The sequence below is a fragment of the Micromonospora sp. ATA51 genome, assembly GCF_016802855.1.
GTDB lineage: Bacteria > Actinomycetota > Actinomycetes > Mycobacteriales > Micromonosporaceae > Micromonospora > Micromonospora sicca.
In genome coordinates, this window is the sequence record NZ_JAEVHJ010000305.1 from 1 (window position 1) to 7,976 (window position 7,976).

General features: G+C 70.9%; 7 protein-coding genes, 1 tRNA gene and 2 pseudogenes. 4 read left to right on the forward strand and 6 right to left on the reverse strand.

What is annotated here, in order from left to right:
- Positions 1 to 279, reverse strand: a 279-nt coding sequence (locus JNW87_RS30930) for a recombinase family protein (protein ID WP_238454883.1), incomplete at its 3' end; no start/stop codon positions are given.
- 110 nt (positions 280 to 389) lie between these two features.
- Positions 390 to 1,337 (reverse strand): LCP family protein, encoded by a 948-nt coding sequence (locus JNW87_RS30935; protein ID WP_375373569.1) that lies wholly within the window; start codon positions 1,335 to 1,337, stop codon positions 390 to 392.
- Between the two features lie 233 nt (positions 1,338 to 1,570).
- On the opposite strand from JNW87_RS30935, the gene JNW87_RS30940 reads away from it, so the two are divergent.
- Together JNW87_RS30940 and JNW87_RS30945 are read left to right on the forward strand one after the other, a co-directional pair.
- The gene (locus JNW87_RS30940; RefSeq protein ID WP_109805371.1) at positions 1,571 to 2,404 is read left to right on the forward strand and encodes a class I SAM-dependent methyltransferase; all 834 of its coding nucleotides are present in this window, start codon (positions 1,571 to 1,573) and stop codon (positions 2,402 to 2,404) included.
- Positions 2,401 to 3,215: pseudogene (locus JNW87_RS30945) on the forward strand (MOSC domain-containing protein). Before JNW87_RS30940 ends, JNW87_RS30945 begins: the two are co-directional and overlap by 4 nt.
- Positions 3,216 to 3,661: 446 nt before the next feature.
- On the opposite strand, the gene JNW87_RS30950 reads toward JNW87_RS30945, so the two are convergent.
- The 4 genes from JNW87_RS30950 to bcp form a co-directional block, all read right to left on the reverse strand.
- On the reverse strand, positions 3,662 to 4,870 hold the full coding sequence (locus JNW87_RS30950) for an IS110 family transposase (RefSeq protein ID WP_238454884.1): 1,209 nt from the start codon (positions 4,868 to 4,870) through the stop codon (positions 3,662 to 3,664).
- Between the two features lie 484 nt (positions 4,871 to 5,354).
- Positions 5,355 to 5,885 (reverse strand): GNAT family N-acetyltransferase, encoded by a 531-nt coding sequence (locus JNW87_RS30955; RefSeq protein ID WP_109805374.1) that lies wholly within the window; start codon positions 5,883 to 5,885, stop codon positions 5,355 to 5,357.
- A gap of 118 nt (positions 5,886 to 6,003) precedes the next feature.
- A tRNA-Leu gene (locus JNW87_RS30960) sits at positions 6,004 to 6,089 on the reverse strand.
- A gap of 60 nt (positions 6,090 to 6,149) precedes the next feature.
- Entirely contained in the window at positions 6,150 to 6,620 is a 471-nt protein-coding gene (bcp, locus tag JNW87_RS30965; RefSeq protein ID WP_238454885.1) for a thioredoxin-dependent thiol peroxidase, read from the reverse strand.
- 161 nt (positions 6,621 to 6,781) lie between these two features.
- On the opposite strand from bcp, the gene JNW87_RS30970 reads away from it, so the two are divergent.
- Together JNW87_RS30970 and JNW87_RS30975 are read left to right on the forward strand one after the other, a co-directional pair.
- Complete coding sequence (locus JNW87_RS30970; protein ID WP_109804308.1) at positions 6,782 to 7,501, forward strand: energy-coupling factor ABC transporter permease; 720 nt, start codon at positions 6,782 to 6,784, stop codon at positions 7,499 to 7,501.
- Positions 7,498 to 7,878, forward strand: a pseudogene (locus tag JNW87_RS30975) (PDGLE domain-containing protein); the annotation flags it as partial. The gene JNW87_RS30970 and the pseudogene JNW87_RS30975, both read left to right, overlap by 4 nt.
- Positions 7,879 to 7,976: the final 98 nt, after the last annotated feature.

The following is a 7,976-nucleotide window of genomic DNA, read 5'->3' on the forward strand; positions in this document are numbered from 1 at the left end:
GGACCCGACCTCGGTCACCACCCGCGCGACGGCCATGTCCCGCCCGGTGACCCAGGCGGTCACCCGGGCGACCTGCCGGTCCAGGTCGGCTCGCTGGTCGGCCGACGACACCCGGGCGTAGACGACGACCTGACCCTGCCGGGCGTCGTCGGTCACCTCCACCATGATCGTGCCGGACGGCAGACGCCGAGCGGGCACCGGCATGGTCCCCTCCCGGAACCAGCGGTACGCGGTCTGCGGGTGCACACCGTTACGGCGCGCCCACTCGGCAAGTTTCACAGAACGATACTAACACTCATATATTCGTATGTTTGATCACGGGAGAGTGAGCAGTTGTCAGCCCCCGCCCCGGCCGCCGGCACCTGCCGCCGCCGGGGCGGCGTACCCGGTCACTTGGCGGCGTACTGCTTGATCTCCTCGACTGCGTCCCGGCGTACCGCGTCGTAGCAGGCCTTAACCCGCTCGGGGTCGGGCAGCACCACGCTCTCGCTGCCCCGCCGGCCGGTGCCCTTCGTCGGGCTGGTGAGGAAGGACAGGTTGCTGCCCCGCACCCCGCGCATCTGGTTTGCCATGTCCAGCAGGGACATGTTCTTGTCCACGGAGACCGAGTTCGACGTCGCCTTGACGAACGAGTTCAGCTTGCCGGGGCTGGTGAGGATCCCACCGGAGGCGGCCTTGTCGAGGATCGCCTTGATGACCTGCTGCTGGTGCCGGATGCGGGCGAAGTCGCCGTCCGCGAACTGCTTGCGCTGGCGCGAGTAGTCCAGCGCCGCCTCACCGTCGAGCTGCTGCGGCCCGGCCTTGAAGGAGCGGTACGGCGGATGGATCGAGGTGAACGACTTCTCCACGTTGACGGTCACGCCGCCGAGGGCGTCGATGATGTCCTTGAAGCCGGCGAAGTCGATGATCGCCACGTGGTCGATCCGGACCCCCGTGAACTTCTCCACCGTCTGCACCATGAGCGGGACGCCGGCCCAGGCGAAGGCGGCGTTGATCTTCGCGTCCCGCCCGCCGTGCTGACCGTCCGCCGATCGCGGCACCGACACCCAGGTGTCCCGCGGGATGGAGATCAGCTGAGCGCTCTGCCGGTCGGCGGGGAGGTGGGCCACGATGATCGTGTCCGTCCGCGACCCCGAGGTCTTCTCCGGATCACGGGAGTCGCTGCCCAGCATCAGGATGTTCTGCGCGCCCCGGGCACCGGCCGCCGGACGCCCCTCGTCGGGCACGCCGGCGAAGGCGTCGACCCGCTCGATGCCGGACTCGACGGACTTCAGATAGATCCCCCCGGCGACCAGGCCGCCGCCCCCCAGCAGCGCCACCACCAACGCGGTGATCAGGACGATCCGCTTCCACCGGCGCCGGGGCCGTTGCGGCTCACCCGGTTCCAACCGAGACGGACCGTCGACCGGATCCAGCGGATGTTGAAAAGGCTGAGGACCGGCGTACTGACCGCGATACGACATGCCGCGATGCTACTGACCGGCTTCGGCGCCCGCGTACCCGCTTCGCCAGCCGGCCCGGCGGAAACTTTTCATCGTCAGCCACCCCCTCGAACTGGTAGAACGCTCCCGTGGACGTAACGAAGCTCCGGCGGGCCATCGCCCGCACCCCGTTGGCTCCGGTCGCCGCCTTCCCGAAGCGGCTGGCCCGGGTCGCCCGGCACGACGCCAAGGTGCTGCGCACCTCCGCCCGCTGGCTGGTCACCTCCCGTGAGCATCACAACTACACGTACGAGCTGACCAAGCTGAGCCGGCAGCACCTCGCCTGGTTCGTCAGCGTGGTCTGCGACGTGCCGGTGCAGCAGGTCCGCGCGTACCTCAACGAGATCGAGACCGACGAGAAGCTGCGCGGGCACATCGAGCACGCCACCGCCGCCGCCTCCCGCCGAGGCCTGGCCGACAAGCACGTCCGGTACGCCCGGAGGATCGGCTGGTACGCCATCGTCCGCGCCCGCAAACCGGGGCACGTCGTGGAGACTGGCGTCGACAAGGGGCTCGGCAGTGTGGTCCTCGCCGCCGCGCTGCTGCGCAACGCCGCCGAGGGGCACCCGGGCCGGCTCACCTCGCTGGACATCAATCCGGAGGCCGGCTACCTGGCCCGCGCCACCCCCTGGGCCGACGTGGTCGACCTGGTGATCGGCGACTCGGTCGCCTCGATCTCGGCGCTGGACCGCCCGGTCGACCTGTTCCTGCACGACAGCGACCACAGCCGGGTGCACGAGAAGAGCGAGTTCGAGACGGTGGAGTCGAAGCTCGCCGAGGGGGCGATGCTGCTCACCGACAACGTCACCGTCACCAACGTCCTCGCCGAGCACGCCGAGCGGACCGGGCGGCGCTTCCTCGCCTACCGGGAGACGCCGGCCCGGCACTGGTACCCGGGCGACGGGATCGGGGTCGCCTGGTGAGGCTCGCCGCCGTCCACACGTACCCGGTCAAGGGCTGCCACCGCCTGGACCACGACGGCGCCCGGGTCGAACCGTGGGGCCTGGCCGGCGACCGGCGTTGGCTGGTGGTCGACGAGCACGGCGTCGGGGTCACCCAGCGCGAGGCCGCCGAACTGGTCACCCTGCGCGCCGCTCCGCGCGCCGGCGGCCTGGTGTTGGGCGCCCCGGGCCGCCCCGACCTGGACGTACCCGAGCCGGCCACGGCCGAGCCGGTCCTGGTGCGGGTGTTCCGCAGCCGCCGGCCGGTCGCCGCGCTGCCCGCCGGCCGGCCGCCGACGACTGGCTCGGCGGGTTGCTCGGCCGCCCGGCCCGGCTGGTCTGGCTGCGCGATCCGACCCGGCACCTGGACCCGGGCGAGCGGGACCATGACACCGGCGACCAGGTCAGCTTCGCCGACGAGTACCCGCTGCTGCTGACCGGCACGGCCTCGCTCGACGCGCTGAACGGCTGGCTGGCCGAGGCGGGGGAGCCGCCGGTGCCGATGGCCCGGTTCCGCCCCAACCTGGTGGTCGAGGGCGCCCCGGCCTGGGCGGAGGACGGGTGGGCCGGCCGCCGGCTTCGCATCGGCTCGGCCGTCTTCCGCGCCGCCGGGCCCTGTGACCGCTGCCTGGTCATCACCACCGACCAGGAGACCGGGGTACGCGGCAAGGAGCCGCTGCGCACCCTCGCCCGGCACCGCAACATCGGCCAGAAGCTCCTCTTCGGGCTGCACCTGGTCCCCGACGGGCCGGGCGAGGTGCACGTCGGCGATCCGGTGACCCTGCTCGACTGAGCCACTGCCGGTCTGCGTTGGCCCGGACCCGCGGCGTGGCCGGCTCGCGGCGTCTTAGCCCTCGCTTAGCCCGCTTGTCGCGCGGCGACCCGATTTGCCGAGCGCCCCACCGAGCATGTCGCTCAGTCCGTCCACGTCCCGGCCGCCGGCGCCGAGGTCGTCGACGCGGCGGTCGAACCCCCGACACCGGACGTGGTCCGGGCCGGCTGCGGCAGTTGACCTGACCGGTGGCTGTTCTGGTCGCGCTGGCAACCACGAGGAGTGTCTTCGTCGTGCGCTACGAAGCTGACCCGAAAATCCAACGGTAGGTGGGCAGGCGGTAGCGGCCGGCGTAGCGAAGCGGAGCCGGGCTTGTCTGTTGATCGGTTAGGCGGCGGGTTCGGCGATGACGGCTTTGCCGTCGCGGATGAAGATGTGTTGGCCGGTGGCGGCTTGTAGGGCGGTAGCTAGGTGGCGGGCTCTGCGTTCTTTGTTGACGCGGGAGTCGAAGTGCTCGGCGCCGAGGTCGTGGAACCGGGCGGTGGGGTCGGACAGGAGGTGTATGCGATGACCAGGACGGAGTTGCCGACGGCGACGATCGCCTTCTGTTTGCCGCGGCGGTGGGCGATGCGTCGGTAGCGGGCGCCCAGGAAGCTGTCGGTGCGGGCGGCGGTGGCGGCGACGTTGCCCAGGGTGGCGCCGAGCCATGGGTTGCCTTTGGGCCGGTTCTTGTTCTTCTTCTTACCGGCGGATTCGCAGGTGGCGGGGCAGAACTTGGCCCAGGACACCAGGTGGGCGTCGGAGGGGAAGCGATTCATGTCGACCCCGATCTCGGCGATGAGTTCCTGCGCGGCGGTGCAGCCGAACCCGACAATCTCAGTGAGCTGCTCCACCTGGTGGGCGAATGGGGCGACCGCCTCCTCGATCCTGGCGTCCAGAACGGTGATCTGCTCGCTGAGGCGGTCGATGTTGTCCAGCATCATCCGCAGGATCACCGCGTGGTGGTCGGTGAAGAACCCGCGCAGCGCCTCGGACAGGATCGCGGTCTTGCGGCGCATCCGTCCCCGGGCCAGGTCAGCAAGCACCCTCGGGTTGCGTTGCCCGGCGATCAGCGCGTCCAGTATCTGCCGTCCGGACACTCCGAAGATGTCACTGATCACCGAGCTGAGTTTGATCTGCGCGTCTTCGAGCAGCTTCTCCACCCGCTGCCGCTCACGGGTGCGGTCGCGCACCAGCGAGCGACGGTAACGAGTCAGGTCCCGAAGCTGGCGGATCGGCGCCGGGTGCACCAGCGACGGGGCGCACATGCCCCGCTCCGCGACCTTCGCCAACCACACCGCGTCGGCCTTGTCGGTCTTTGGCCGCCCCGGCACGTTCCTGACCTCCCGGGCGTTGACCAGCCAGCATTCGAAGCCCTCGGCTTCCAGCAGGTAGTAGACGCCCTTCCAGTAGTCACTGGTCGACTCCATGACCACCCGGGTCACCCGGCAGCAGCGCAACCAGTCCGCCAGTTCCAGCAACGCCGACGTGGTCGTGGGGTAGCCGCGTACCTCCTGCATACGCCGGCCCGGCCTGGACTCGTGCGGCACCCGCACGCACGCCTCCAACGCGGCCTTGCCCAGGTCGAGCGCAGCTACCCGCTCGACGTGTAGTTCCTGCTCACCGACCTCTTCCACAACGAACTCCCAGACAACGGGGGACGGGATGGTGGTCGCCCGCGGGAGCCCACGGGGAACGGAAAGAAGCGGACCCTCGCGCTCGTGGCGACAATGCGCAGCCCCTCAACACGGCTCCCAGCGTCACACTGATGAACGGCCTCACCTGCGCCAAGATCCGCCGACGTCGGCGAGCGACCATCACCGATTTTCCCGCATACGCGGCGCTCCGAAGGACCCCGACACTGATGACGTAAACGAATCACTGCGGACGCAGGCCACCGAGAGCTCGCCGACCGTGGCGATTCATCCACGACATCAGCTTCATAGGACCCGCGGTGGGTCCACCGGTCTCTGTTAAACCGGCGGCGCTTCGGGCGATCGGGCGGCAACGTGTCGGATCCGGGGTGGCCGGGTAGCCCACGGGACGGATCGGCCGGAAGGACGACCACGCCTGGCGCCCGCTGGCCGGAGTGTCAGGCCGCGGGGGGCCTTGGCCCGGGCGTCATGCCGCGGGGCGGTCCAGGTGGAGCCACATGAAGACCTCGTCCCGGTCGTCGCCGGGAGCGAGCCGCAGCGCGCCGGGCAGGCGGCCCACCTCCCGGTAGCCCAGCCGGTCGTAGAACGACTCCAGGCCGAGCCCGCCCCGGACGGTCACGTGCAGCCCCGCCAGGCCCAGCTCACGGCCGATCCGCTCGGCCTCGCGCATCAGCGCGGCGCCGTACCCGTGGCCCTGGTTGTCGGGGTGGACCATCACCCGCTTGAGCACCCGGTAGTGCGTCTTCAGGTGGAACCGGTTGTCGGCGATGATCAGGATACCGACCAGCCGGTCACCCTCGTAGCCGACCAGCAGCCGGTCGGGCCCGTCGGCGATGTCGGCGAAGGTGGCCTCCGCCATCGGCCGCACCTCGGCCGCGGTCACCGGGGCGACGAAACCCACCGCGCCGCCGGCGTTGGTGACGTCCACCCAGAGATCGAGGATCTGCTCGCGCAGCGCGGCGTTGAGTTCAGGGTCGAGGACGAAGCGCAGGCTCACGGCGACATCGTGACCGAACGGCCGTGCCGGTGGCCCGCAATCGTGATCCACCCGACACGGTCGAATGCGGCCGGGCTGGCAGGCCGTGCTTCGTCGGCCTGCCAGCGGCGACTTGGCGTGGTGCGGGAGAGGGGAGTCGAACCCCCACGCCCTTTCGGACAATAGGACCTAAACCTATCGCGGCTGCCTTTACGCCACTCCCGCAGACGTGCTGAGTCTAGAGCGTCTCGCTGCGTCGTTGTGGAGCGCCGTTCGCCGACAGGTTCAGTCGAGGCCGAGGTCCCGGCGGAGCTTGGCGACGTGGCCGGTGGCCTTGACGTTGTATAGCGCCCGCTCGATCTTCCCGTCCTCGTCGACGACGAAGGTGGAGCGGATCACGCCGGTGACGGTCTTGCCGTACAACTGCTTCTCGCCGTACGCGCCGTACGCGGTCAGCACCGCCTTGTCGGTGTCGGCGACCAGCGGGAAGGTGATCGCGTCGCGCTCCCGGAACTTGGCCAGCTTCTCCGGCTTGTCCGGGGAGATGCCGACCACCTCGTAGCCGGCGGCCTGGAGGGAGGCGAGCGAGTCGCGGAAGTCGCAGGCCTGCTTGGTGCAGCCGGGCGTCATGGCGGCCGGGTAGGCGTACAGGACGACCTTGCGGCCACGCAGGTCGGCCAGGGAGAGCGTCTCGCCGGTGTCGGTGGGGAGGGTGAACTCGGGGGCGGGGTCGCCGGGGTTGAGGCGGTCGGTCATGGCGCAGACGATACCGCCGTAGCGCGGGACCCAGTCGGTGGTGACGCGCCGTTGACGGTGATCAACACCATGGCTTGTTGCAAGATGTTGGCAACAAAGAGTCGGCGCAAATAAGCTGAGCCGGTCGGTGTGGACCCGCCCGCCGCGCCCCGGGAGGTCGAGTGGAAACCCTGGCGATGCACATCTCGAACGGGATCATCGACGGTCCCGTCGCCGCGGTCTTCGCCGCCTTCGCGCTCGCCGTGCTCACCCTCTGCGTGCTGCGCGGCCGCCGTGACCTGGACGACCGGTTGGCCCCGATGGCGGGCCTGGTGGCCGCGTTCATCTTCGCGGTGCAGATGCTCAACTTCCCGATCTTCACCGCCGGGGTGAGCGGTCACCTGCTCGGTGGCGCGCTCGCCGCCCTGCTGGTCGGCCCGTGGGTCGGCGCGCTCTGCGTGGCGGTGGTCCTCGTCGTGCAGGCGCTGGTCTTCGGCGACGGCGGGGTGGCCATGCTCGGCCTCAACATCACCAACATGGCGATCCTCGGCACCGCCGCGGCGTACCTGCTGATCGCGCTGCTGCTGCGGGTGCTGCCGCGTACCCCGGCCGGGCTCGGGGTGACCGCGTTCGTGTCGGGCCTGGTCAGCGTGGTGGTCGCCAGTCAGGGCTTCGTCCTGCAGTACTGGCTGGGCGGCACCACCGACCTGGGCGGCAACCTCGCCGGGCTGGCCGGCACGATGGCCGGCGTCCACCTGCTGATCGGCGTCGGCGAGGGCCTGATCACCGCCACCACGGTGGTCACCGTCGCCAAGGTCCGCCCCGACCTGGTGTACGCGCTGCGGGCCCTGAAGCCGGCCGCGCCCGCCGTCGTCGTTCCGGTCGCCGGGGGGGCCCGATGAGGAAGCGCAACTGGGGCTTCGTCCTCGGCGGCCTGCTGGTCGCCCTGCTGCTCGCCGGGGTGGTCAGCAACTACGCCTCGGCGCACCCGGACGGGCTCGACTCGTCCCTGCTCAAGGGCTGCACGGTGAACGCCGACGGCGAGATCACCGGCGGTAGCTGCCCCGCGCAGCGCGCCGAGGACCACGAGCTCGCCGACAGCCCGCTCGCCGACTACGGCATCCGGGGCGTGGACAACCGATTCCTCTCCACCGGCCTCTCCGGCGTCCTCGGCGTGCTGCTCACCTTCGCCCTCGGCGGCGGCCTCTTCCGGCTGGCCCGCCGGCACAACCCCGCCGGTCCCCGCACGCCGGGCGGCGACCTCGCCGGTCCCCGCACGCCGGGCGGCGACCCCGCCGGTGACGGCACGTCGGGCGGCGACCCGGCCGGTCCGGGGACGTCGGGCGGCGACCCGGCCGCGGGCGGGCGGTCGGCGAC

Bases quoted from the DNA above. Each gene is read 5' to 3' on its own strand.
- bcp (WP_238454885.1), bottom strand. From the start codon at position 6,620: ATGACCGACCGCCTCAACCCCGGCGACCCCGCCCCCGAGTTCACCCTC.